Annotated in this window: 16 protein-coding genes and 1 tRNA gene; 9 read left to right on the forward strand and 8 right to left on the reverse strand. The window is 59.5% G+C overall.

The genetic code is table 11. The features are described from left to right. Positions 1 to 40: 40 nt before the first annotated feature. Entirely contained in the window at positions 41 to 1,402 is a 1,362-nt protein-coding gene (locus KUV52_RS04250) for an ammonia-forming cytochrome c nitrite reductase subunit c552 (protein ID WP_222524676.1), read from the forward strand. A 533-nt stretch (positions 1,403 to 1,935) separates the two neighbouring features. On the opposite strand, the gene KUV52_RS04255 is transcribed toward KUV52_RS04250, so the two are convergent. Together KUV52_RS04255 and KUV52_RS04260 are read right to left on the reverse strand one after the other, a co-directional pair. Next, positions 1,936 to 2,289 (reverse strand): hypothetical protein, encoded by a 354-nt coding sequence (locus KUV52_RS04255; RefSeq protein WP_222524677.1) that lies wholly within the window; start codon positions 2,287 to 2,289, stop codon positions 1,936 to 1,938. A 422-nt stretch (positions 2,290 to 2,711) separates the two neighbouring features. Next, positions 2,712 to 4,910, reverse strand: a complete 2,199-nt coding sequence (locus tag KUV52_RS04260) for an OmcA/MtrC family decaheme c-type cytochrome (protein WP_222524678.1) — start codon at positions 4,908 to 4,910, stop codon at positions 2,712 to 2,714. A 241-nt stretch (positions 4,911 to 5,151) separates the two neighbouring features. Between KUV52_RS04260 and KUV52_RS04265 the strand changes: the two genes are divergently transcribed. After that, entirely contained in the window at positions 5,152 to 5,466 is a 315-nt protein-coding gene (locus KUV52_RS04265; RefSeq protein ID WP_222524679.1) for an NGG1p interacting factor NIF3, read from the forward strand. Between the two features lie 4 nt (positions 5,467 to 5,470). Here KUV52_RS04265 and KUV52_RS04270 read toward each other — a convergent pair whose 3' ends face one another. The 3 genes from KUV52_RS04270 to KUV52_RS04280 are packed head-to-tail and all read right to left on the reverse strand — an operon-like array spanning position 5,471 to position 10,162. Next, positions 5,471 to 7,813, reverse strand: coding sequence for a putative bifunctional diguanylate cyclase/phosphodiesterase (locus KUV52_RS04270; protein ID WP_222524680.1), 2,343 nt, complete (start codon positions 7,811 to 7,813; stop codon positions 5,471 to 5,473). Between the two features lie 9 nt (positions 7,814 to 7,822). Beyond that, positions 7,823 to 8,731, reverse strand: a complete 909-nt coding sequence (locus KUV52_RS04275) for a transporter substrate-binding domain-containing protein (protein WP_222524681.1) — start codon at positions 8,729 to 8,731, stop codon at positions 7,823 to 7,825. A gap of 42 nt (positions 8,732 to 8,773) precedes the next feature. Continuing rightward, positions 8,774 to 10,162, reverse strand: a complete 1,389-nt coding sequence (locus KUV52_RS04280; RefSeq protein WP_222524682.1) for an aminotransferase class V-fold PLP-dependent enzyme — start codon at positions 10,160 to 10,162, stop codon at positions 8,774 to 8,776. A gap of 572 nt (positions 10,163 to 10,734) precedes the next feature. On the opposite strand from KUV52_RS04280, the gene KUV52_RS04285 reads away from it, so the two are divergent. The 4 genes from KUV52_RS04285 to KUV52_RS04300 all read left to right on the forward strand — a co-directional run bounded on the left by KUV52_RS04285 (position 10,735) and on the right by KUV52_RS04300 (position 13,804). After that, a complete protein-coding gene (locus tag KUV52_RS04285; RefSeq protein ID WP_222524683.1) occupies positions 10,735 to 11,199 on the forward strand; it encodes a rhodanese-like domain-containing protein in 465 nt (154 codons plus the stop codon). A gap of 309 nt (positions 11,200 to 11,508) precedes the next feature. Continuing rightward, positions 11,509 to 12,189: an HNH endonuclease signature motif containing protein gene (locus KUV52_RS18995; protein WP_222524684.1), complete on the forward strand. Its 681-nt coding sequence runs from the start codon at positions 11,509 to 11,511 to the stop codon at positions 12,187 to 12,189. 13 nt (positions 12,190 to 12,202) lie between these two features. Further along, positions 12,203 to 13,219, forward strand: a complete 1,017-nt coding sequence (locus KUV52_RS04295; protein ID WP_222524685.1) for an HNH endonuclease domain-containing protein — start codon at positions 12,203 to 12,205, stop codon at positions 13,217 to 13,219. Then, positions 13,220 to 13,804, forward strand: a complete 585-nt coding sequence (locus tag KUV52_RS04300) for a class I SAM-dependent methyltransferase (RefSeq protein WP_222524686.1) — start codon at positions 13,220 to 13,222, stop codon at positions 13,802 to 13,804. Positions 13,805 to 13,845: 41 nt separating this feature from the next. Here the strand turns inward: KUV52_RS04300 and KUV52_RS04305 are convergent, their stop codons facing one another. Both KUV52_RS04305 and KUV52_RS04310 read right to left on the reverse strand, forming a co-directional pair. Further along, the gene (locus KUV52_RS04305; protein WP_222524687.1) at positions 13,846 to 14,628 is read right to left on the reverse strand and encodes a class I SAM-dependent DNA methyltransferase; all 783 of its coding nucleotides are present in this window, start codon (positions 14,626 to 14,628) and stop codon (positions 13,846 to 13,848) included. A 295-nt stretch (positions 14,629 to 14,923) separates the two neighbouring features. Beyond that, positions 14,924 to 15,000: transfer RNA gene (locus tag KUV52_RS04310), tRNA-Ile, on the reverse strand. A 307-nt stretch (positions 15,001 to 15,307) separates the two neighbouring features. On the opposite strand from KUV52_RS04310, the gene KUV52_RS04315 reads away from it, so the two are divergent. Beyond that, complete coding sequence (locus KUV52_RS04315) at positions 15,308 to 15,733, forward strand: VOC family protein (protein WP_222524688.1); 426 nt, start codon at positions 15,308 to 15,310, stop codon at positions 15,731 to 15,733. Here KUV52_RS04315 and KUV52_RS04320 read toward each other — a convergent pair. Beyond that, positions 15,730 to 17,802 carry a winged helix-turn-helix domain-containing protein gene (locus tag KUV52_RS04320; protein WP_222524689.1) on the reverse strand — a complete coding sequence of 691 codons (2,073 nt, stop codon included), beginning with the start codon at positions 17,800 to 17,802 and terminating at the stop codon, positions 15,730 to 15,732. The genes KUV52_RS04315 and KUV52_RS04320 overlap by 4 nt on opposite strands. Positions 17,803 to 18,136: 334 nt before the next feature. Between KUV52_RS04320 and KUV52_RS04325 the strand changes: the two genes are divergently transcribed. Both KUV52_RS04325 and KUV52_RS19000 read left to right on the forward strand, forming a co-directional pair. After that, positions 18,137 to 21,724, forward strand: a complete 3,588-nt coding sequence (locus KUV52_RS04325; RefSeq protein WP_222524690.1) for a S8 family serine peptidase — start codon at positions 18,137 to 18,139, stop codon at positions 21,722 to 21,724. Between the two features lie 91 nt (positions 21,725 to 21,815). Then, positions 21,816 to 25,622 carry a S8 family serine peptidase gene (locus KUV52_RS19000; RefSeq protein ID WP_222524691.1) on the forward strand — a complete coding sequence of 1,269 codons (3,807 nt, stop codon included), beginning with the start codon at positions 21,816 to 21,818 and terminating at the stop codon, positions 25,620 to 25,622. Positions 25,623 to 25,638 lie beyond the last annotated feature (16 nt).

A 25,638-nucleotide genomic window follows, 5' to 3' on the forward strand; every position in this document is an offset into this window, starting at 1 on the left:
CTCAACCTTAACCTCTCATGCCGACTCGCTAAGGACTCGCATGCACCGTTCCCTTCCTCTGATTCTGAGCGCCGGGCTGTTGGGCTGTTCGCCCGCCCCGGAGCCCGCCGATAACGCCCTCTGGCAAGAACCCTTTCCCGAGCAGTACGCCAGTTGGCTGACCACCGATGAGGATGTTGGCCAGGAGGATGAACTGGCCCGCCGTCCCGCCATGGTGGTGCTGTGGGCGGGGTCCGGCTTTGCCAAGGACTACAACACTCCGCGCGGCCATCGCTACGCGGTGTCTGACGTCACCCACACCCTGCGTACCGGCGTTCCCCCCAAAGGGCCGGAGGAAAAGGGCTACTCCGCCAGTTGCTGGACCTGCAAAACCCCGGATGCCCCACGGCTGATGGCGGAGATGGGTGAACAGGCTTTTGCCGCCAGTGACTTCACCAGCCTGGGCACGGAGATGGCCAATACCGTCGGGTGCGCCGACTGCCATCAACCGGAGAGTTCGGCATTGCACCTGGCCCGCCCCCATGCCCGCAAGGCGATGGAGAAGATCCATCTGCCCTTTGAGCAGCAGACGCCCGCCATGCAGGGTGCGCAGACCTGCGGCCAGTGTCACGTCACCTACTACTTCCAGCCGGAAGCCCATAACCAGGTCAACATTCCCTGGATTTTCGGCAGCACTGCCGACGAGATTGAGCGCTACTACGACACCCGACGCTTCTACGAGTGGCTCCACCCCATCTCCCGCACCCCGATGCTCAAAGCCCGCCATCCGGACTTTGAAACCTGGAGTCGCAGCCCCCACGCCGAGGCAGGCGCCACCTGCATCGATTGCCATATGCCTGAGCGCAGCAACGCAAAAGGGCACAGTTACACCGACCACAACGTCGGTCAGGCTCTGGCGAACTTCGATGACACCTGCGCCGGTTGTCATGAGAGTAAGGGCGCGCTGTCCGCTGCGCTGGCCAAGAACAAAGCCGAGATCGAAGCCGCCCGGAACGAGGTGGAGTCGCTGCTGGTAAAGGCCCACTACGAAGCCAAAGCCGCCTGGGACGCCGGAGCCCAGTGGGCCCAGATGGACAGCCCCATTATGGATATCCGTCACGCCCAGTGGCGCTGGGACTTCGCCGTGGCCTCTCACGGCATCCACGCTCACAACCCGGAGGAAGGGCTGGCGCTGCTTGCCGTCGCCCGCCAACAGGCCAATATGGCCCGGGCCAAGCTGGAGTTGCTGCACGAGCAGTTAGGCGTCACCGAGGTGTACTACCCGGACCTGAGTTCCAAAGCGGCGGCTCAGGCCTCAGTGGGAATGGACATGGCCCGATTTGAAGCGGAGAAAGCGGAGTTTATCCGCGATGTTGTGGCCCCACGCTGGCCCGCCGCCGCGATGCGGGGCGCACCGCACTGAGCCAGTAAAAAACCACCTGCATAGCAGGTGGCTTTGATTAGCCCCCTTCAAGGGGGCTTTTTGGTTTATGGGGATGCCACAGGCATGTGACTTCAGAGGTATCATTACCCCCTTTGCCGGGAGCGGCCCGGCGGCCGCCAGAAGGGCTAACGCCCCTCTGGACTCCCCTATGCCTCCGGCGCGACGAAAGCCCCTGCTCCCTCTCCTTTCCATTTCAGCTCTGGCCAGACTCGCTTCCATGCTCGGCTGGCCACTCGGGCCTTCCATGGCCCTCGGCTTCATTCCCAGTCGCTCCCGCTCGGCGCCGCGAGTCGGCCAAGGTGGACGGCTTTCGCCGTGAAAGATCTGCGACAACATCAAAATGGATTCAATTTCGTGGCAATTCTGCTTATTCGTTTACGCGGAATTATTTAGAAATCCCAACTCTACAGGCAGAGCCCCGAGGAAACGATCACCACCTCCATAGGAGGTGGTTTAAGGCTGACAATAAAAAAGCCGGCCACATGGCCGGCTTTTCTAATGTCATCGGGGTATCAGTCTCGTCGCTGGGCCTCCCGCGCCGCAAGCAACTCCTCATCAAACACACCCGAACGGACCGCTTCAAGCAGCTTGGCCCGCATCCGCATCACCTCCCCTCTCGGCACCCGCAAACGGCTGCATTGAGGCTGGATACGGTCCAGCGGCAACACCACTTTTCCCAACTTGAGCGTCAGGATTCGGTGATCATCACCATCGCTGGTTTCAAAGACGCGGGCGCGGATCTGACACTCCTCCAGCGTCAGTTCCCAGATCCGTTTTTTGACTTTGTTGCCCGCACCTGAATTCACTAAAACGTACGGGCGAAAGCACTCCAAAGCGCTGTAATCCCTTTGACTTGTCTCCGTCATGTTATCTCCCTGCAAGGCCACGACTGTTTTCATTATTCCCTCCGTCCCTGTCGAATAGGCGGAGGGTTGATAGCCACTTAATCAAGCCCTGAAACACTTGTCCATGATCCCCCCTACGGGTCGCGACTCAGCACGTATGCAATATGAAGAAAGTTGCTGCGGGTTAAAGTTATGTTATCAGTCGGAGAAAATTACTTATCCGGAAATTCCCAATTTCGAGAAATGGCCCTGCCACTCAGGAGTGAGTCGTTTCCAGGGTTCACTCCTCCTCACCCTGATATTTCATCAGGCTCTCGCAAGGACGATCCCGGCCCCCCTTCAGCGGTCCCCTGAGTGACAGGCACGAAAAAAGGCACCCGAAGGTGCCTTTACCATTTGCAGGGACTCAACGGGGGCGGCACACAACCGCCCCTCTCGCTGAGTTACAGCTCATGGCCATGGTGAGCCATGACTTTCTCAGGGCTGTGACAGGTGGCACAGGCTTCCTGAGCCGCTTTGGCGTCGTCTTTCACTTCACCAAAGTAACCGCCGTTACCGCGGATGTGAGCCATCGCTGCATCAGACAGGTACTTCTGGTGGCAGCTCATGCAAGCGGCGGTGTCGGAAGAGGCGTACCAGGTAGCAGCTGCAGGGTCACCAATCTTCTCAGGCAGTGCATGGGCCTGACCGGCGTTGCGACCCAGCTCGAAGCCGTAGTTCAGACCGCCCCAACCTTCATTGGCAGAGTGGCAGGTCATACAGTCGGTCTTCAGCAGAGTGCCGCTGCCGCCGTGGCCATTGTCATGACCTTCCGCTTTGTGCGCCTTGTACATAAAGCTGGTGGACTTCAGGCCGCCAGACGCGGAGTCAGTCTTCAGCTGCTTGTCGTTGGTGTGGCAGGAGATGCAGTTCACGCCATTGGAGTCATGGTAGAACTCCATGCTGTGACAACCGAAGCACTTGCCATCGTCAACGATGGAGCGACGCGCGTCTACGGTGGCATCCGGATCACCCAGGATGGTGCGGTAGCCATCGGTCTGAACGTAGGCCGGGTAAGCGCCCTCGGTGGTGCAGGCGGTGCGAACGTCACTGTGCGGCTCGAAACACACCTTCAGTACCGGCAGGATCTCCAGGGTGCGGGTGGTGATGTCCAAAGGCAGATCCAACACATAGGTCTTGGTGCCTTTAACCTTCTGAGTCACAACACTGAATACGCCATCGGCATACACAGTGGATCCATCACCCTTCAGGCTGAAGCGACGGTGGTCGTAGGTGGTGCCCACGGTGGTGGTGCCATCGTCAGAGGTGATCTCCTGTGCCGGGTAGTCTTTCTCTACGTCCCAGCTCACCACCATGTAGGGGTTGGAGTAACCCTGCTTATAGATCTCATCTTCGGTAACGGTATTGCCCTGGTCATCCAGCACTTTAACGTCGAAGGTCAGCAGGTTCTCGGCGTTGATGGCAACATTGGAGACCTCAACACTGTAGTCCTTGGCAGCGGCATACGGTGCTTTGGCCTGAGTGTGGTCAACCGCACCGTGACAGCTCACACAAGTCATGCCGTCCGGCACCTCGAAGGTACCGTGCTGAACCGGGCTGGCAGTGTGACAGCCGATACAGGCGTTGCCGTTGGCGTTGGCCATCCACAGTTCACCGTCCGCCAGCTCTTCGTTCGCTACGTGACATACTGCGCAGTCCATAAAGGGCTTGGTGGGGAACGCCGGATAATCAAAGGCGTGCGGGCCGTGGTAGCCCTGTACGGTGTAGGGCATGTCAACTTCGACACCATTCTCCATGCCTTTCCGGTTCGGGCCCATATGGATAGCGTGGATCATATGACCCAGCTCAACAGAGACACCGTTCGGATCGGTCACGACGCCGTTGTGACAGGACTGGCAGTTTTCCATGTCGAGACGGCGGCCACCGTGGGCCTTGAGGCTGTCAGGCTGGTGACAGGTGTAGCAGGTTTCCATCGCAACCAGGTCACGGGTTTCAATCCCTTCCTGCGCGTTGGTGGACGGGATCCAGTCGTAGTGCGCGTTCTCCGCCAGCTCATGGCCGGAGGCGTACTCGAACTGCATCTCGATGGCGATGCGCTGGGTCAGGTCCGCATCAAACACAATGCCAGCGGCATCTTCGTAGCTGCTCAGATCGGTGGTGAAGGTGTAGGTATAAGTACCGTCACCATGGTCCACCAGGCACTCAGGGCAGTCTTTCAGCTTTTCAAAGCCCTGCTCGAAGGTGGTGCCATCGTCGTTGGTGGTTTCGTTCAGCAGCGACATCCACTGCTTCAGCTCGCCAGACTCTTCCAGTTCCAGCTGTGCCAGAGAGAAGCGGAAGTCGTGATCCGGATTCTCACCGCTCAGCCCGAACAGGCCAACGCCCTGGCGGTTGGCCAGGTCGAAATCAACGGTAATGATGCCGTCGGCATAGCTGGCACCGCTGATCTGAGCCACCGCTTCCGCGGCCATATCGATGTGCAGACCGGAGGTACCCGGCTTGCCATCTTCACCCGGGTTTCCGGGGGTACCAGGCGCACCGTCCTGGCCATCTTTGCCGTCGTCACCGGAACAGCCGGTCACGCCGAGGGCTACCGCAGACGCGAGCAGCAGCCATAGTGGTTTATTATTGATTTTGTTCATGGTTCATCATCTCCATAGAGTTCTTGCCCTCGTCACTGAGGAAAACTCAGGGAGCAAAATAACCTGACTTGAGAAAGGGTTAATTGACCCGCCTCGCACAAAAATTCGCCCAATCATTAAGCAGGGTTCGGCGCCATGATTGCCCCCTGATTCGCCCAAACATTGGCGCAGACATTCTTGAATTGGTTCGGTTTTATGACCGATTTCAGAGCCCAGTTCGCCCAACTCAGGAGGCCGGTTTATGGCGTTCAAAAAGCTGGAGTGCTACATCCCCAATGCTCACCTTGAGGCGGTTCAGGAGGCCCTGTTTGACGCGGGTGCTGGCAAGATTGGTCAGTATGACCGCTGCTGTTGGGTCACCGAGGGACGGGGGCAATATCGTCCCCTGTCGGGCAGTCAGCCCTTTATGGGTGAAGTGGGACAACTGCACACCACGGCAGAGGTGAAGCTGGAGCTGGTGTTTGAGGCAGAATTGAAAGAGAAAGTGGTGGCCGCCCTCAAGGCAGCACACCCCTATGAAACGCCGGCGTATCAGATCATCGACGCCGAGAGTTAACGATTTATTGAGCGAAGGGCATTGCGCACTCGCTCTGCCCCACGGACCAGGGCGCCGTTCCCGCCAGATCAGCCCGCAGCAGTTTCTCAAAAGCCTCGGCGGGCAGCGCCGGGCTGTAATGGAACCCCTGGCCGAGCTGACAGCCGTGATCTTTCAAAAAACGCGCCTGCTCCAGGCACTCAATCCCCTCCGCGACCACATTCAGCCCCATCGCCTTGGCCATCGCCAGAATCGCCTCCACCAGACAGCGGTCGGAGTCCTCGGTGTTCAGCTTCTTCAGGAAGGAGCGGTCAATCTTCAGTTCGCTGAAGGGAAACTGCTGCAGATAACTCAGCGCCGAGTAGCCGGTACCAAAATCGTCGATGGCCAGACGCACGCCCATGTCCACCAGCGCATGCAGCTTGCTGTGCAGATCCTTATGGTTGTCCAGCATCAGGCTTTCCGTCACCTCCACCACCAGTTGCTCTGGCGGAAGTCCGCTGCGGGACAGCGCCCTCTGTATGCTCTCCTGCAACGCTTTGCCCTGGTGGAACTGCGCACTGGAGACATTGACCGCCATTGCCAGTGGCGTCAGCTGCTGCCAGCGAGACGCGTGCTCACTGGCGGTGGACAGCACCTGTTCGAAGATGCGGTGGATAAGCCCGTTACGCTCCGCCAGCGGGATAAATTCCGCCGGTGAGATGGGGCCCAGTTTGGGGTCGGTCCAGCGCACCAGCGCCTCCGCCCCAACAATGCGGCTTTGCGCTAGGTCGAGCACCGGCTGGTAGTGCACCTCCAGACGGTTGCACTCAATCGCTTCGCGCAACTTGGCATCCAGCTGCATCCGCCGCTGCACCATCTGGTTGATGCCCTCATCGTAGAAGCTGAAGTCGTTGCGTCCCTTCTCCTTCACCCGGTAGAGCGCGGCATCGGCCCGTTGAATCAGCTGCTCGGCGTCCGCCCCATCGTCAGGGTAGAGCGCCATACCGATACTGGTGCTGACGTAGAAGGTTTCCCCCTCCACGTTAAAGGGGGAGTCAAACAGGCGAAGCAGCGTCTGGGCCCGGCGGCGGGCTTCGTCGCGATCGCCAGTGTGCGAGAGGATCAGCAGGAACTCGTCCCCGCCAAAGCGGGCCACCACATCCTCCTCCCCCACTGCCAGGTTCAGACGTTGAGCGCTGTGCACCAGCAGTTGGTCACCGCAGTGGTGTCCCTGGGTATCATTGATGTGCTTGAAGTTATCCAGGTCGATAAACATCAGCAGCACCTGCCCCTGCACCGACTCTGCTTGCTGAATCGCCCGCTCCAGCGCCTGCTGCCCCGCCAGACGATTGGCCAGGCCGGTCAGGGTGTCGTGACTGGCCTGATACGCCAGCATCTGCTCCGATTCCTGCCGTCTCGCCACCTCCTGATGAAGGCGCTCATTCTGCAGAGAGAGACGTTGCTGCTGCTGTTTGGAGAAACTGACTTTGGTTTGCAACACCAGGTTGTTGTTGTTGATGCGGAGCAGGAAGAAGAAGCCCACCATCACCGGGATGGCCAACAGCGAGATACCGGCGATAAACCAGCGGGAGGTGAAGAGATCCCGGTTACTCATGGGCTGGAACCAGCCCCGGATCTCAAAGGGGGTGTGCAGTACCGGAATGTGCTGGTAGAGGTTATTGGACTCCAGAAAGTCCAGTTCGCCAAAGGTGTTCCAGGCGATCATCGGCCCCTTGGGCGTCATCAACTCCAGACGGCTGGCCTGGAAGTCGTGCTCCTGAGACGCCAGCAAGCGGCGGATCTGCTCCGGGTTCAGCTCCGCCAGCAGGGTGGCCTGGGGTTGGTCATGGCGCAGTACGGAGACCAGTTGCAGGATGGAGAGCTTCCCTCCCCTTACCGTGGTCAAGAGCCGGGGCAGGCCGGGCTCGAGGCGCATCTCCTCAAGGGGCAATTGGCTGAACTGAGGTTGAGTGGGATCGGTATCGGCAATCACCCGACCGTTCAGATCCAGCAGGATCAGGCGCTTGAATACCGGCTCACCCTCTTTGAGGTAGTCGTCCTGACACTGCTCCAGCATGGTTGAGAGCTTGTGCAGGCTCGCCCCCAGGCCATAGGCCATCGACATTCCCAGCGCCCGGTTGGCAAAAAAGGTGTAGACGGTTTTGTCTTCGGCCAGGCTGGTCAGCTCCGCTTCGCTGTTGTCGAAGAAGTACTGCAAGTCCCGGGCGTAGTTGTTCACCCGCAGTGAGACTTCGTTGTCCTGGTGGGCACGGAGCCGGGTCTGCCCCTCATGGGCCACCAGCAGAAGCAGCACCAGGTAGCTGATCAGCAACAGTCCGCCAAACAGGAAGGCGTGCTGAGAATTGGGCCTACGAAACAAGGGCATAGTGAGCGATTACAGGTTGTCGAAAAACTCGGGGAAGAAGTAGTACACCGTGGGAAAGTGCTTCTCAGCCAACGCCTTGTAGGTGCCGTCGGCGAGGATCTTATCCAGGTACTGGTTAAACGCTTCGCGCAGCGCCGGAGAATCCTTGCGGAAGGCCACACCCATCTCCTGCAACTCGGATACCGGGCCAATCACCTTAATCTCGCCGGGCCACTTCTCCAGGGCGATCAGCGTATCCGCCACATCCAGCAGGGTACTCTCTGCATCCCGGTTCATGATGGCAGGCACCATCTCGTTAAGCTGGCGCTCCTGAATGGGCAACACCAGACGGGCGCGGGTTTTGTGCAGCTGGTAGAGGTCCGGGTCGAGGCAGGAGTACTTCATCGCCAATACGGTACGTCCGGCCATCTCCTCCTTCACCAGAGTGATGTCGTGGCTGCGATCACCACTGGGCTCAATGGGACTCATCGCAGAGTCACTACGTGCCACCAGCCAGACCGCTGAGGGGAAATAGGGGCGGGAGAACGCCACCAGCTGTTCGCGCCACGGCAGGATGGTGACGCCGTTGGCGATCACATCCCCTTCAATGGGCTGGGGCGGCCCCATGATCAGTTCGCCCTTTTCCAGCCAGGTGCCGATGCCGGTGAGCTGACCAAACGCGGTGCGCCAGGTGGTGGGAATGTACTGATAGTCCACGCCGATGTGACGGGCAAAGCCCTGCATCAGCTCCACATCAAAGCCTTCTGCCCGACTGCCTTCGGGGCTGTCGTAGCTGGCGACAAAGTGGGCATAGGGCACGCCAAGATGGCGCAGTACCCCGGCTTCTTTAACCTGTTCCAGATCCTGGGCTGCGGCAGCAGGTACCAGCAGCGCCGCCAAGGCCAATAGCCACCGGCGAATAAACCAAATTGATCTCATGTGAAGTCCGACAAAAGGGGCCCGATTGGGCCCCCTGAGAATTTACGCCATCTCGCGATACAGTTTACGCATGGCGGATACCAGACCATCCACGTCTTGCTCACTGTGGAACAGGTGGGTGGAGATCCGCAGGGCGTAAGTGGGCACCACGTCGTCTTTGCGCAGACGGAAGTCGGTGGTACGGATGATGTAGCCATACTCCTCGCGCAGGCGGTCACGGAACGCCAGCAGCAGTTCACCGTCAGTCTGATCGTCAAACGGGTTAACGCTGGTCAGGCCGCAGTTCAGCCCTTCCACATCGGGGGAGTAGATCTTGACGTTGGGGAACGCCTGAGCCAGCTTGCGCTTGCAGCGGCTGCCCAGTTCACGCACGCGGGTTTCGATGCGATCGCGGCCGATGGTGTCCCACATCAGGCAGGAGTCGGTCAGCGCTTGCTTGGCCGGGAAGTGATCATTGCCGATGTACTGCATGCGCTGGCAGATGCCCATGGCAGCCGGGGCCAGAGAGCTGTTGATCAGGTGCAGCGGCTCGGAGCGATCCCACCAGAACTCTTTCAGACGCTTGGCTTCGTCGCGAACGTACAGGATGCCGGTGGCACCCGGGCCGCACTGCCACTTGTGGCCCGGACCCGCGTAGAAGTCACAGTCCATATCGTGGAAGTTCAGGTCCAGCATGCCGATGCCGTGGGCGCCATCCACCAGAGAGGGGATGCCATTGGCCACCGCCACCTCTTTACAGATGCGCTTGGCGGGCAACACGGTGCCGGTTTTGTAGGTGATGTGGGAGAAGGCGATCAGACGCACGCGGGAGCCGTACAGGGCAACGGCATCGGCGAATACGCGGATGTAGTCCTCTTCAGTCACGCTGTTGTCACCGGTGTCTACCGGGATCTCCAGCTCCACCACTTCCACGCCGTAGCGCTGGCTGGCGACGTACAGTGGGGAAGTCAGGCCCACGTGCTCATGGTGGGTGGTCAGCACCACGTCACCGGATTCGAACTGCAGACCGCCGATGATGGAGCAGATGCCATCGGTGGTGTTGCGGCTCAGCACGATTTCGTGGGAGTCCGCACCAAAGCCCGGAGCGATGGCGTCAATCATGTTACCCACGTTCGCAAAACCACCGAACTTGCCTTCCATTGCCCAGGGATCACGGGCAACGATAGTGTTGTTGGTGTCGAACCCATCCAGAACAACGCGCGGCATGGAGCCGGTGGTGCCGATGTTCATATAGGTGGTGCGCTTGGCGAGTACGAACTCCTTCTGCACCTTGCGCCAGAAGCGCTCGTCAGGTGCATTGCCGTGACGCTCAAGGTGTACCAGATCGTCGGCGGCCAGCGCCTGAGTCGGCAGCGCCATGGCAACGGCCAGACCGGTGGTGGTTTTCAGGAATCGACGGCGGCCCAGCTGCGGCTCGTTGTGCGATGACATGTGTAACTCCCTTTAACTTCGGGCAGAGCCCATAAAGGTCAGAAATCCCTGGCGAAGTCGCCAGAGGGTGAAAGACTGCGAGACAATACTCTGGATAGGAGATCGGTTATCTAAGCCAGATCATGGAATTGAAGTCGCAGCCGAATAAGCTTCACTTGAATGTCCATAAAGCGAGCAGATGGGGGGATAAATACCCAGTTCAAATGCGGCATCTGGCGTCATCCACTGGAATCACCGCGAAGTAAGAGACGGCTATCCGGTGCTCACCAACCACGCAATAAGCCACTGATAAGACGCGCAAACCCGAACCATCACCGAATGACCTTTGCCCTGCTCCTAAAAACCGCTGAGCGGACAAGGTGATTTTTCGCCCACAAAAAGTAATTCCTCGGTAATCGCCAGTAATCCGGATTTTTATAACCAAAAAGGAATCAAAAACAGCAGGGTTTGCCAGGGTTGCGCGTCAGGAGTTTTGAGAGATCACGGCCAGATAAAGTGTGAAGTCGCGCCATTGAGCCCCTCCCCCACAGCGACCTAACCTGTTCCCGTCCAATCGATACAAGGGAACGACGATGCAACTGAAATCCATCTCACTGGTGATGCTGCTGGGTTGCAGCCTGAGTGGCGGCGCCATGGCCTACGACAGCGCGCTGGCGCAGAGCTACCAGAAGCAATTTGCCAATATTGAGGGCGCTGCCGCTGGCAAAAATCTCGGACTGATGAGCCCGGCCGCCTTTGTGGATGCCGTGAAAGCAGGCAAAGAGATGGTGGCACTGGATATCCGCACCGAAGCGGAGATGGGCCTGTTTGGCCTGACACTGCCCCACAGCCTGAGCATTCCGGCCAACGAACTGTTTCTGCCGGAGAACCTTGCCAAGCTGCCCACCGACAAGCCCGTGGTGGTGTTCTGCAAATCCGGCGCCCGCGCCACCGCACTGGGCACCGCCCTGCGCCATGCTGGCTTCGATAACGTCAAGATCCTGAAAGGGGGCTTTAAAGGCCTGTCCGCTTACCTGGGCCCGAAAGAAGCCAACTGAAACACCCGCTGCAGCACGAACTGAAGATCATCACTCCACTCGTCCACTGTGGATAACGGCAGCTTAGGCTGCCGTTTTTTTATGGGGGCGAGAGAAATAACGTCCTCTTATCTAATCAACCAATAAGCTTACCAAGGCCAGAACGAACCAGGTTCACTATTACATTGAGTGAACGGCATCACCCACCCACGCTTAGAGCGCCAATTAACCCTCCAATTCGAGAGCCACCTAATACTCTTTAACGATTCTTAAGGGTTAGGATAGAAAACCGCCTAACCATCAATCCGGCCTGGATAAAAAGAGTAAAACGTGGATAACAAGTGGACTGAAGAAGAGCTTAGGGCTGCCGTAGAGGCATACGTTGAGATGCGTAAACTGGAAGCCGCAGGCCGACCCTTTGTGAAAAAGCAGTACTACCGGGAACTGTCCCAGCGGTTCGGAAGAACCGAAAAGTCCTTCGAATACCGGATGCAGAATATCTCCTACATCTACGACTTGATGGGCCGGAGTTGGGTGAGCGGACTGAAGCCAGCGAAGAATGTGGGTGAGCGCACTGGCGTGGCGATAGAGCAACTGATCAGCGAGTTTGAAGAACAGGACAACCCCAAGGTCACCGAGTTTGAAAGCCAGGTATCCAAGCTTCGCGCTCAAAAGTCTCTGGCAATGCCCAAGGGCAATAAGCAGCCCAATCAAACCCAAACATCCACAACAAGTTACGAGCGCGATCCACGAGTGAAAGCGTGGGTATTGCAGAACGCCAAAGGCCAATGCGAATGCTGCGATGCCTCTGCCCCCTTTATCACCGCTGTGGGTGAGCCCTTTCTGGAAGTTCACCACCTTCATCGATTAGCCGATGGGGGCCCAGATACCACCTGCAATGCCATCGCCATCTGCCCTAACTGCCATCGGGCTTTGCATTACGCAGCAGACAAATCTGAGATTGCAGACGCCATTTACAACAAAATTTCCCGTCTGAAGCTCCACGCTTAACGAGCCTAGAAATATGTCCCGTTTCTATGAAATCGAACCCTCTTTGGAGAACTACTGGAGAGCGGTGATCCTGTTTGGCAATAACGTGGCATCCTATAAGTTCGCCTTGGGTAAATCACTACTGGAATTGGGCGCAGTACAGGATGACCTGGTCCGGCTTGAACAGTTAGCCGAGCCATTCAGCCGCCACCTGTGTGAACACTTACAGCACGCTCCGAAGCAGATCACCTCAAAAAGCAGCAAGTTCCTCGATACCTGCAATAGCTTCAACCGGGGTGAACTCAGCCAACAAGCGCTCATTGAGCAAACGGTCAAGCGAGGCTTTAACAACGTCATTGATGCGTTTCATATCGTGAATCGAGCAGAGATCGACAAGCGCTTCTTTATCGATGAACGCAAAACCCATGGCGGTATTCGAATTACCGACGCCTTTTTTCAGTTAACAGAGAGCGATCAGTTCCAGAGCTTTGAGCATGAAACTGAAGCGCGTTGGCGTTTGGTGGAGGAAGCCTGGGGAATGGGCGTCTCCCGTAACCTGGTTTCAGTGGAGTATGACCGAGACCTAAAAGCGTTGTTTACCAGTAATAGAGAGCGTCGGGTCAACATCACTTCCTGTCGGGACTCGCTTAACGGCTACCAAAAGGGCCATTGCTTCTATTGCTACACCCCTATCAGCGTGGAACCACACTCCCCTCGGCTAGCCGATGTAGACCACTTTCTACCGTGGATGCTTAACCAAGATATCCCCTCCATTAACGGCGTGTGGAACCTGGTATTGGCTTGTCCTGAATGTAACCGGGGTGAGGAGGGTAAATTCGCCCGAATCCCGAGCCTTCCACTGCTCGAGCGACTGCACCGCCGTAATGAGTACCTGATCAACAGCCATCTGCCACTTCGGGAGACGCTGATTTCACAGACTGGCCGTAGCACCGCGCAACGCGCCCAATTTCTGCAAACCCAGTACAATATCGCCAAGCAAAGACTCATCCACCAATGGCAGCCGCAAGCGCGCGGTGAGGCAAAGTTCTAAATGAGCATCGAGTTTTACAATCAAAACGCGGACAACTTCTTCGAAAACACAGTAAACGTCGATATGTCTGCGCTCTATGACGAGTTCACTCAGCACCTGCCGGAAGGAGCCAAAATTCTCGATGCGGGCTGCGGCTCTGGCCGCGACAGTAAAGCGTTTGTCGACATGGGCTATGACGTTACTGCAATCGATGCCAGCGCCGAGATGGTGCGACGAGCTACCACGCATGCGGGTATCAAAGTACATCAACTGCGTTTCGATGAGATCCCTTGGACAGAGACGTTTGACGGGATTTGGAGTTGCGCGTCTCTGCTCCACGTTAAGCGACGGGAACTGCCCAAGACCCTCGAAACCATCGCTAACGCCCTAAAACCCAACGGCTCCTGGTACGCCTCGTTTAAGTACGGCAACAGCGAACGGGAAAAAGAGGGGCGCCACTTTACCGATCTGGATGAGGCACAATTTGCTGAACTGATTGACGACCTACCAGGCATCGAAATTGCCAAAGTTTGGATCACCGTGGATAAACGACCAGACCGGGATGAGCGGTGGCTGAATGTTATGTTGAGGAAGACTGGCAAGTAAGAAAATGCCCCAGTGGAAGCGACTCCGACTGGGGCACACTATTAAGCGGCGACCGGGTTGGCGGGCGCCAGGGCGGCCAGGTCTCGCTTAACGCAGACAAAGATGGCGTTACCGGACAGCCCATCCCACGGTAGAAGCCTCTGGTAATCATGCTCAAAGAGATGGGTATCGAACCAGGGATCCAGCAGCGCCTTCAGTTGAATAAAGTCCACCGCGACCATGGAGTGCTGATCACTCCACACCAGGGTTTGCTCACCATCGCTCTTCTCGATATGCAGACGCAACGCCTGCTTCTCACCCTCACCGCCGTAATACCAGCCTGATTCAAAGGTGAACTCACTGCCATCGAAGGCGGCGCGGTGACGCATGGATGAGCGGTTATCGATCTTGGTTTTATCTACGGCGTTAAAGCAGAACACGCCGTCGTCGGCCAAGGCGTTGTACGCGCTGGCGATGCACTCTTTCAGCTTCTCAATGCCATCGTTGTAGTGGATGGAGTAGAGAAAACAGGTGATCAAATCCAGCGGCTCCGCCACCGAGAACGCACTCATATCATCAACGGAAAACGACGCTTCCGGGCAGCGGGACTGCGCCCGATCCAGCATCGGCTGATTGATGTCGAGACCGGCACACTGGTAGCCAAAATCCAGGAAGTGGCGGATATGAGGACCGGTACCGCAGGCCAGATCCAAATGGTTACGGCCACCATTGCCAAAGATGCGGTGCAAGCGGTCGATGCAGCTGCTTTGGGCGTGGTAATCGATATCGGCACACATCAGATCGTAGTAGCCGGAAAGGTCGGTATAGAGCGGGGCGGCGGACATGTTTGCCAACGAGAAAGAAAAAGGTGGCGCATAGTACATCCGCTCATCGGTTGTACAAAGTGAATTTGTGTTTACCTTGGGGGTTGGGCAGAGGTTTGGCCTGGAGGCTTTGGAGACTCTCCTTAGCCCAGCTTCGGTAAGGCTTTGAGGGGGTGTCTGAAATCAGGAGGATGGGTATCGGCGGGCTGAAGATAGCGCCTTTATACAGAGCGCAGAATCTAGAACTGAGGGAAGCCACCGGAGAGACTTAGAAACGAAAAAGGCGCAGGAGTAGTCCCTGCGCCTTATCGGAATTTGGTGGCCCCTGGGGGACTTGAACCCACGACCAAGCGATTATGAGTCGCCTGCTCTAACCAACTGAGCTAAGGGGCCATTTTTTGATGGTGCGACGAGCGTCGTCACCGGTACGGCAGGGAGTATACTCAAGCCTCTGAGCAGTGTCATCCGTCTCTCTCGCCGCAAGTTTCCCATTTGCTCAATTTCTCGGCGCTCTGAGTGGGCCTTTTAGTTTCGGCTCCTCCTTCCTATGGCTCGGGTCGCATCCCCGTTGTTGATATCCCCGCACAATCCCGCGTGTTTCCCCATGTCTGCCTGAGTTTTCTGCCTATTCGCTGCATGGTGCTTGCTGCCGCGGCGGTCTGGGTCTATGCCTTGGGTACAGCCCCGGAGGATGCCTCTTATGACTCAGTACAAACCGGACGATATGCCCACTTTGATGCCTTACCTGATGGTGAAGAGCGTCAGTCAGGCGCTGGATTTCTATCAGACGGCGTTTGGCTTCGAGCGTGCGGGTGAGCCTCTGGTGGAGGAGGGGGTGGTACTGCACGCGGAGATGACCTTCGGCGATGCCCGCATCATGCTGGGCATTGAGGGCAGCTGGGGCAGCGAGGCGATGAGTCCCGCCAGCAGTGGGCACGATCAGGGTATCGGCCTCTATCTCTACTGCCCCGATGTGGACGCTCACTTTGAGCAGGCGCAGGAGGCGGGCGCGGCCATTATGCAGCCCCCCAACAACATGTTCTGGGGGGATCGCATCTACACCGCGCTGGATCTGGACGGCTACCGCTGGAGCTTCGCTACCTGGACGGCAGAGCAGGAGACTTAACCGGCGTCTTCCGGCCTTGGCGCAATGGTGACGATATTGGCTTCCCGCCGTCCCAGCCGGGTGAGCAGCAATCGGCCCTGCTCGTCGATGGAGAGGCTGCGGTGGATCTTAATGCTCCCCCGCTCAAAGGTTTGCTGAACCGTCCGCTCTCCCTCCCGCCACAGCACCAGTTCGTCGGTGTCCTTTGCCCGGTGCAGATAGGCCACTCCGTTGTCGGTGATCACCCAATTGCCCCAGTCGTCGGTGGCAAGCTCCTCAATCACCCGTTCACTGGGGGCACCCCCCACTTTCTTCCAAAGGCCGGGCACGTTGGGGCGGGTAAAGTAGAGCGCGCCGTCATTGCCCTGCTGCGCATACAGGCCGCCATTTTCAGTACGCTGGGTCAGTTGTCGGGTGGTGAGGTCCAGTTGCCAGATCTGCCAGCTGCCACTGCGGTTGCTGGCCACCAGCAAACGGTTGCCGTCCGCCAACCAGGTGGGGTTGCGGTAGTGGTGGGCATCCTGCAGCAGCACCTCGGTTCGCTCCTGAGTCAGGTCATAGAGGACAATTCGGGTTTCTCCGCCGTTTTCGGCGCTTACCGGCGCCACCAACCGTTGCCCATCCGGTGACCAGGCTGGCAGTTCCATTGCCCCTTCGTTGTGGCTCAGAGCCCTGGCGCCCCGGCCATCCCGCTGCGCCAGCCAGATCTCAAAGCGGCCGGAGCGGTTGGAGAGAAACGCCATCCGATCGCCATTGGGGGCAAAGCTGCCGTAGAGATCCCGCCCGGCGGATTCAATCTTGTACTGCTTCTCTCCATCCCACACCTGCAGGTACTCCGGCGAGGCGTGCCGGACGTAGGCATAGTGGTTGGGCGTGGCCAGCGCTTCGATATTGAAGGGGGTCAGGTCCCGGTAGAGCGGCTGAATGGCGCCATCCTCAAGGGTGATCTGCCACAGGCTGTGGCCGCCGTCCCGCATGGAGTTGAACACCAGCGACTGGTCATCCCGACTCCAGCTCAGCCCATGGATGGAGGCTCGATCATCGGTTTGCTGCTGCGCTTCTCCCTCCGGGGTCACAGTATGAAGTTCGGCCCAATAGGCACCCTGAAAGCGGACAAACGCCAGCGTGTCGCTCTGATGGGCCCAGGCCAGTTGGTTATCCCGCTGGCCCTGACTGGGCTGGGTCAGTTGCCGCCGCTCATGGGTGGTGAGGTCATAGAGAAACACCGCACTGTGTTCTTGCTGGGGCACCCGGTCAATCACCGCCAGATAGCGGCCAGAGGGGGACCAGTCCAGCGCCCGGTGAAAGCGCTCCTGCACGCAACTGGTGATGCGATGCTCTTCGAGGGTATCCAGGGTTTTGATCCAGACGTCACAACGGCCGGAGTCATCCACCCGCAGAAACGCCAGTTTCTGACCATCCGGCGACCAGGTCGGGCTGGACTCGGTATCGCTGCTGAAGCTGATCTGACGCAACGAGGCGTTGGGCTGAGTCAGGTCCTGGATAAAGAGGCGGCCCGGCTCGTTATAGCGTTCCCACATAAACGCCAGGTAACGGCCATCGGGGGAGAGTGCCGGGGTCTCCTCCACCCCTTCCAGATAGGTCAGGGGCGTAGGCTTACCATAGATAAGAGGGGGCTTGGGGGTGCGGGGCCAGTTCCAGGACAGCCCCACCAGCAGGGCGATGGCAAGGGCGCTGATAAGGCCCCAACGCAGGGTAAAGCGGCCTTGGGAAGCGGGGGTATCCGATGTGGATTCCTGCTCCAGCGGTTGAACCGGCAACAGCAGTTGATAGCCGGTTTTGGCGATGGTGCGGATCACCTCCTGCTCCCCGTCCGCCAGCAGCTTGCGCAGTTGATAGATGGCGTTGGTGATGCCCCGGTTACCCACGGCGGCATTGCCCTGCCAGACGTGCTCCACCAGCGCATCACGGCTGACGGTGTGGCCCGGTGCCTGAACCAGTTGCAGCAGCACCTCAAACACCTTGCGGGGCAGGGTTTCTTCCTGAACCTCCCCGTTCTGCTCGCGAGTTAACCGGAGTTCTCCCGGTACCACCCGCCAGCAACCAACCTGATACTCCCTGGTGTCCATTCCGCTTATTGTCCTGACCGCACATTGTTTTTGTTATCCCCATCACGAATACCATATTCGGGCGGCAGGCTGTCAAATCCGATTCCGTGACATTCGCCAGTTGCCCCCACTTCCGAGACAAAACACAAAGCGGTAAGCCATTGAATAAATTGCAAATGATAAAAAAATGACAATAACAGGAGAGCGAGATGACCCCGGCTATCTTCCCTCCTGCCAACCCCCTTGGTTATCAACGTGAAAGGCCGGTGTCACGCCGGTCCCGACGACAGACGCAAAGGCGCCCAAAGCAATAACAACCCGCGCCATCGGAACCAAACCGAGAAGGAATCAAGGGATGAATCAGAACCGCTTTACTCTCTCACGGCTGGCACTCTGTGTTGGCCTGGCCATCGCTCCGGCGGCCGCCCTCGCCTCGCCCCAAACCGACGCCAAACTGCAGAAGGTCAGCAGCGAACAGCAGCAGACGCTCAGCCAGTATGTAGTAGTGCTGAACAGCAAAGGCGCCTGGCAGGCTGGAGGCAACGAAGCACAGGCACAGGCTGCGCAGGATCGCCTGGTGGCCCATGCCCGAACGCTTGATGGCAATCTGCAGGTGGTGGCCAGCAGCATGAAGCTGACCAACTCCATGCATCTGCGCCTGAGTGCGGAAGCCGCCAAGGCGCTGGAGAGCCACGAGGATGTCGCCGGGATCTACGCCTACCAGCCGCGCTTTGAATCCAAGCAGAGCCAGCAACTGATGGCCCGCAGCGACGCCCTGGAAACTGCAGCCCGCGCCATCAGCGCCGCCGCACCGGCCCTGACCGCCGAAGAAAATGCGGGCGCTGGCATCAAGGTGGCGATCCTCTCCACCGGTATCGATTACACCCACAAAGATATGGGCGGTGATGGCACCGAGGAGAGCTACGCCAACGCCATGGCCAACGCCACCACCGAGTTTGACGGCTTCCCCACGGATGTGGTGGTCTCCGGCCACGATTTCGCCTCCGAAGCGGGCTGGGGTGAGGACCTCAACCCCATCGACGGCGCCGAGCCCTACGAGCACTGGTCAGGCTGGGTATTCCCCACCGGGCGCGGCACCGCGCTGGCGTCAGTGGTTCGTACGCTGGCGCCGGGCGCGCAGCTGATGGCCTACAAGATGGCTGGCGTGGCCGACCCCTACGGCTATGGCATGCAGATGAGCATGCCCTCCGTCACCTCCATGGCCGCCGCGATGGAGCATGCGGTGGAAGCGGGTGCCGACATCATCATGGTGGACCACAACCTCTACGGCTATCACTTTGCCGCCTATAACGACCCCAGCGATGGCCAGGCTTCGCCCCTCTCGCTCGACATCGATATGGTGAACGCCGCCTCCGCTAAGGGCGCACTGGTGGTTACCACTGCGGGGATGTTCGGTGAGTATCCCTCCAAGTACAACGTGGCCTGGATGGCCGCCGCCAATGATTCCCTGGCAGTAGGCGGTGTGGAATCCGCTGGTGAAGACCAACTGACCACCTCCGCCTGGTCACCCCATGGCCCGGTGCGCGGGACCCAAACCATCAAGCCCGATCTGGTCAGCTACGCCACCGACATCGACGTCGCGACTCCGGGCTCCGGTGACGGCAGGGATGTGCTGAGCCATCCGGATCTCTCCGTGGCGCGGGTAGCCGCCGCAGCCGCCATCCTGAAATCCCAGCGTCCCGAGCTCTCCAACCTGGAGGTCAAAGCGCTGCTGACCAACACCGCCAACCACAATGTGCAGCGCGGCGACAGCGGTCAGAACGCCTCCGTCACCCACATCGGTGGTGGTGTGGAAAACATGGACGCCGCGCTGACCTCTCCGGTTGCCATCTGGGAGAAGGACAGCCACCAGCCGCACCTGAAATTTGGCCACCAGGAGGTGGACGGTGAGGCGCGCCTGGTGAAAGAGGTCTCCCTGCGCAACTACAGCGACAAGGCCCAGACCTACACCCTGAGCATCGAGCTGGCTGAGGGCCGCGAGGGCAACAGCGCCATCAGCTGGACCTTCCCGGAATCAGTCACCGTGCCCGCCAACAGCACCCTGACCGTACCGGTGATCATGGAGATCAACGGCGCCGCCCTGCCCGCCTTCGCCCTCACCAAAACCGGCGATTACGGTATTGAGAACTGGGAGAAGATGGAGCTGAACGGCTACCTGATGTTGAGCGCCGATGAGCAGCCCACCCTGAACATGGGCTGGTCCGTACTGCCCCGCAGTAAAGGCAGCATCCGCCGTAACTTCGACACCTTTGAAGAGTACTTCGGAGGTGACCACCCTTTACCCTGGAGCGAGGGTACTGAGGGACGCAAACAGTCCTTTACCAACACCGGCGACCACGCCATGACGGTTGCTGCCCTGCCCATTATGGCCTCCCGCAAGGCCCGCCCCGAAGGCAAGCAGGACACCAACAACCTGTTTAAGCATGTCGGCGGCGGCGTCTTTGATGCGGCCCAGTGCAGCAGCGGCAAAAAGATGATGTTGGGAGCCACCATGCAGGCTCCGATGGACATCGCCGTCTCCAATCACATGGATAAGATTGGTGATGCCCTGTTCTACTTCGAGATCTACCCCAAGTCGATCGTCGAGATGTATGAACTGGATAAGGGGGTCAACTACCCGCCCTACCTGATGGACGAAGAGTGGATCGGCTACGGCTGGGTCACCCTGGATGAGAATGGCCAGCCCATCACCACCATCATCGACCTGAACCAACCCTACGATTACGCCAACCCGACGGCGCGCTACACCACCTCGGTACTGCCTGCCTACTTCACGCCGGGCAGCAGCAACGTAGTGGCCCAGTTCTGTCTGGAGGAGATGTTCCACCACGAGGTGGACAGCGTTGAGGATTTTGATTCCAACCTCGGCTTTATCTTCTCTACCGACCGCGATGCCTTCCCCGATTTTGGCGGACCGATCGTTCAGTACAACCCGGTGAAATATGGCACCGAAGTGGTCACCACCTACTTCGACTGGTTCAGCGGTCAGGAGATGGAGCAGGTCAGCTACGGCACCGCCGAAATCAAGATGAACCGCCTCGACGTCGAGGGAGTGGAAGGTAACGAGTGGGCCTCCATGCTGGAGTTGGCCCCGGGTGAGAGCGCCATGCTTTATGCCCAGAAAGACGGGTATTGTGGCGGCATCGGCATCGGCGGCCCCCAAACCTGTGCCCCGGCCGACTTTATGCTGATGAGCCTTAACAGTGACCTCGCCGTCTGGGGCGAAACCCAACCCACTCTGGGTCTGGTGGCCTCGGTCAAAGAGGAGCAGCAGTTCAGCGTGGAGGAGAACGCTCCCTCCGGTACGGTGATCGGCAAGCTGGAGGCAGACACCTACGGCTTCTTCGCCATCGGCGCCTATAACGAGGAGAGCTACTCCCCCTTCGAGTTCCAGCTGGCCGCCGCCATCCCGGGCAACCCGGTCAGCCTGGCGAAGGACGGCACTCTGACCGTCAATAACAGCGCCGCGCTGGACTACGAGAACCTCAAGTCCTTCGTCGTTAAGGTGCAAACCCGTCAGGGCAATGACATCACCCCCACCGTGGATGTGGTGGTGGAGATCAGCAACCTCAACGACATCGCCCCGGTGCAGGAGGGCAATCTGCCTTCCATCAACGTAATGCAGGGTGACAGCGTCGAGGTCTCCCTCGGTGGCCTCTTTACCGATGCCGAGGGCGACAGCGTCAGCCTCAGTGTCAGTGGTCTGCCTGCCGGTCTGATGTTCAGCGCTGAGAGCCAGGTGGTCAGTGGCACTGCCGATGAGGTGGGCCAGTTTACCGCGACCGTTACCGCCAGCGATGGCGTAAACGAGGTAACCAGCACCATGAGCATCGTGGTGGAGGCACAGCCCGAGGATGACAGCGGCAGTCTGGGCTTCGGTCTGCCCCTGCTGGCCTGGCTGATGCTGCGCCGCCGCAAGTAAACCGGTCTTAAACGGGGTGCCGGATACGCCCTGGTAAAACACTCTACCGGCACCCCTTTTTTCTTTCGACATAACGAGAAGGAGTCACGTTGTGTACAGACTCACCTTACTGGCCGGTCTGATCGCCTCTGCGGTCACTAACGCCAACGACAGCCCCCTGCCCTATCAGGCCCGCCCGGAGCCGATACTGCCCGCCGTGACCATGAAGGCACGGGAACGCGACATCAGCGACCTCTACTTTATCCATTTCAAAGGGGAACCCCTCTCGGTGGCTGCCCATTCCCTGCAAAGCGTGGGGATCCAGACAATGCACAGCGGCAGTGCCCGCCTGAACGTCAAAGCCCCCGCCAGTCAGCAGTACCTGGCCCGTCTGGCGCAGGACCGCGCCAGCGTCCGCCAGCAGTTGAACCAAACTCTGGGCCGCTCGCTGCAGTTTGAGCGCGAGTACGGCACCGTCATCAATGCCGCCACCGTTCGCCTGAGCGAAGAGGAAGCGGCCCAACTGCGCCGCCATAAAGCGATCACTCTGGTGGACAAGGTCAACCTGCATCAGCTGCACACCGACTCCGGCCCGGAATTCATCGGTGCCGACAAGCTGTGGCAGGGCCAGGACAGTGACCTTCCCACCAAGGGTGAGGGGGTCATTGTCGGCATCATCGACACCGGTATCGACGCGGACCACCCCTCATTCACCGCAGAGGCCAGTGACGGTTACGTCCACACCAACCCGCTGGGCAGCGGCGTTTATCTTGGCGATTGCCAGACCCACGACTGGATCTGCAACGACAAACTGATCGGCGTGGTGAGCTACCCGGAACTGCGCAACTGGTATCCCGCCAGCCCGGTTGAAGGGTTTGAGCGTCCGGAGATCATCGAAACCGGCTGGGACATGCAGGGACACGGTACCCATGTGGCTTCCACCGCTGCGGGTAACCCGCTGACCGATTTGCCGATCTACAACGTCCTTGGCGATCTGGCTCAGTTCCGCATGCCCGCCATCAGCGGTGTGGCCCCCCGCGCCAACATCGTCTCCTACCAGGTGTGCCTGCCCGCCGGTTCCGACGGGGGCTGCTTCCCGGACCTGACCATCCAGGCTCTGGAGCACGCCATCGAACACGGCGTCAATGTGATCAACTACTCCGTCGGCGGCGGTGCCGACAGCCCCTGGGAAGCCACCGACTCCCTGGCCTTCCTGAACGCCCGTGTGGCGGGCCTTCATGTCGCCACCTCCGCAGGCAACAGCGGTCCCGGCCCGGAAACCATCGGTGCCCCGGGTAACGCTCCCTGGATCACCACCGTGGCCGCCTACACCCATGACCGCGCCTACGCCGATAAGCAGCTGACGGGATTCAGCGGTGGCGACAGCACGCCGGTGCCCATGGATGGCAAAGGCGCCACCCTGGCCTACAGCGGCCCTATTGTGGATGCCGCCAACTACGGCGACGGCAACTGCAACAACGCCTTCCCCGCCGACACCTTCAACGGTGAAATCGTGCTGTGTCGCCGCGGCGACATCGCCCGTGTCGCCAAGGGCAGCAATGTGCTCTCCGGTGGTGCCGGCGGTCTGGTGCTGGTAAACCTCGCCGACGGCGCACAGAACATTGAGGCGGATCTCCATGTGCTTCCCGCCATTCAATTGAACGCCACCGACGGCGAGACGCTGATCAACTGGCTGGCCAGCGGCAGTGACCATCAGGTCACCATCGAAGCCTCCGCCATGGTGAAAGACCCTGAGTTGGGTGACATCGCCGGGGACTTCACCTCCCGTGGGCCCAATGTGCCTTACCCCACCTCGCTGGCGCCGGATCTGGCTGCACCGGGGGTCGACATCATGGCCGCCCACACCACCGAGTGGCCCTACGTCGAGACCCAGCCGCCGGAGTACACCTTTATGAGCGGCACCTCCATGGCCAGCCCCCATGTGGCGGGCGCTCTGGCCCTGGTTACCGCATTGCGCCCGGACTGGACCCCAGCCCAAGTGCAATCCGCCCTGATGAGCACCGCCAAGGTCACCACCTACACCGATGACGATTACGACGGCGTCAAAACCGACTCCACCCCGTTTGATGCCGGCACCGGTCGCATTCAGGTGGCGGAAGCGGTGAAGGCGGGCCTGCTGATGGACGTGTCGGAAGCGGAGTATCTGGCGGCGGATCCTGCGCTGGGAGGTGACCCGGCCGATCTCAACCTGCCCTCCCTGATGGCGGTTGAGTGTGTGGTTTCCTGCAACTGGACCCGCACCGTGACCGCCACCAGCGCCGGCACCTGGACCACCTCACCGGACTATCAGAGTGCCGGATTTGATATCACGGTTTCCCCGAGCAGCTTCACCCTGCAAAGTGGCGAATCCCAGGAGCTGACCATCAGCGCCACCGCCAACGCCAATCTGGCGTCCGAGTGGGTGTTTGGCCGGGTCCTGCTCAACCGAAGCGGCCTGCCGCAGCAGCACCTCACCGCAGCGATCAACTTTACCGGCGGTACCGCGCCGGTTCCGGATCCAGACAGCCGTGGCCCCGTCATCAGCGCACATCGGGATGTGGACAGCCATCGCCTGGAAGGCTTTGTCACCATCGGCACCGACAACCTGCAGCTGACCCCGTACGGCATGACCAAAGTGGCGATGCACACTGCGGAAACACTGGGGGATGAGAGCCCGACGCTGCCGGTGAACGATCTGGACAATGTGCACAGCGTGGCGATCAGCACCAACGCCGACACCCGCCTGCTCTCCGCCTGGATCACCGAAGCGGACGCGCCGGATCTCGACCTCTATATCGTTCGCGATGCCGACCTCAATGGCGTGCCCTCTCAGGTGGAACTGAACAACGCCAGCTGCATCAGCGGGCGGGTCGACAGTCAGGAGTCCTGCGTCATTGAACACCCCACACCGGGCAGTTATCTGGTGGTGGTGCACAACTTCGCCGGAACCGAGGCGGGCCAGTGGGACAGCCACACGGTTGCAGTGGCCAGCGCAGGCAAATCGGAAGGCAACTTCAGCCTGAGCGCCCCAACCAGTGTGGCCCCTAACGAGGCCTTTGCGGTGGATCTGCACTGGAATGAGCCGATGGAAGCCGGTGACGTGTACTACGGCGCCTTCACCATCGGCACCCATCCGGACCTGCCGGAAAACATCGGCATGGTGCAATTTGAGCTGCATCGTGGTGCCGATGATGTGGCGCTGAGCGTGGACAGCACAGCCATCAAAGCAGGCGAACCCATCACCTACAGCATTGAGTTGATGGCCAACCCCGGCGCAGTGGATCGTCACTACACCCTGACCTCCACCCTGCCCCAGGGCTTTTCGGTCACTGAGGCTGAAGGGGCCGAAGTCGATGGAGACCAGATCAGCTGGAGTGTGGTGCAGGTCGCTGGCGGTGACAGCCAGACGCTGACACTGGTGGTGGACAGCAGCGCTGTGGTCACCGAGACCGAACTGGCGCTGAGCCTGAGCCATCGCGTCAACGAGATGGAAGCGGTCACCGACATGGCTCCGTCCGTTACCGTAGCGGGTCGCCCCACGGCACAGATCAATGGTGAAAGCGAACTGGCCCTTGAGGTGCAGAGCCCCGCTACCGTGGAACTGAGTGCCGAAGGCAGCCAGGGCGCGGAGGGGGAAACCCTGAGCTACCAGTGGCAACAACTGTCCGGCCCGACGCTGACCCTGAGTGGCAGTGACAGCGAGACGTTGTCCATTACCGTCCCGGCTCTGAGCAGTGACCAGCAGGCGGAGATCGCCCTGGTGGTGATCACCGAATCCGGCACCAGCCTGCCGGTGGTGGCCACGCTCAACCTGGCGGCAGAGCCGGTTGCCCAGCCCGGTAGCGGAGGTGGCAGCGGCGGCAGTATGGGGTGGTTTGCCCTGCTGCTCCTCGGTGCTGCTCTGGGCCGTCGCCGCTGATCATTTTTCTTTTCCA

This window comes from Ferrimonas balearica (genome assembly GCF_019802055.1).
In the GTDB taxonomy this organism is placed as follows: domain Bacteria; phylum Pseudomonadota; class Gammaproteobacteria; order Enterobacterales; family Shewanellaceae; genus Ferrimonas; species Ferrimonas balearica_A.